The organism is Methylobacterium sp. J-092, assembly GCF_022829325.1.
GTDB lineage: Bacteria > Pseudomonadota > Alphaproteobacteria > Rhizobiales > Beijerinckiaceae > Methylobacterium.
This window is the reverse complement of the sequence record NZ_JAKSXU010000142.1, coordinates 1-361: the sequence shown is the minus strand read 5'-3', so window position 1 is coordinate 361 and position 361 is coordinate 1. Positions and strand designations below refer to the sequence as shown.

At 71.5% G+C, this 361-nt stretch carries 1 protein-coding gene; it reads left to right on the top strand.

Features of this window, described 5'->3' with window-relative positions; genetic code table 11:
- Positions 1–361: ABC transporter ATP-binding protein (locus tag MKK60_RS17925; protein WP_243987928.1), on the top strand; the 361-nt coding region annotated here is incomplete at both ends.

Sequence of the window (361 nt, the reverse complement as noted above, 5' to 3'; positions counted from 1 at the left end):
CGTCGAGCAGATCATCACGGCAGGCCCGATCGCGCACGGCACGCCCCGGCGGGAGGCCCGCGCCCGGGCTCGCGAGCTCCTCGACCTCGTCGGCCTCTCGGCGAGCGCGGCCGAGCGTTACCCCAACGCCTTCTCCGGCGGCCAGCGCCAGCGCATCGGCATCGCCCGGGCGCTCGCCATGGAGCCCGACGTGCTCGTGGCCGACGAGGCGGTTTCGGCCCTCGACGTCTCGGTCCAGGCGCAGGTGCTCGACCTGCTGGAAGACCTCAAGCAGCGCCTGAACCTCGCGATGCTGTTCATCACTCACGACCTGCGCGTTGCCGCCAAGATCTGCGACCGCATCGCCGTGATGCATCGCGGT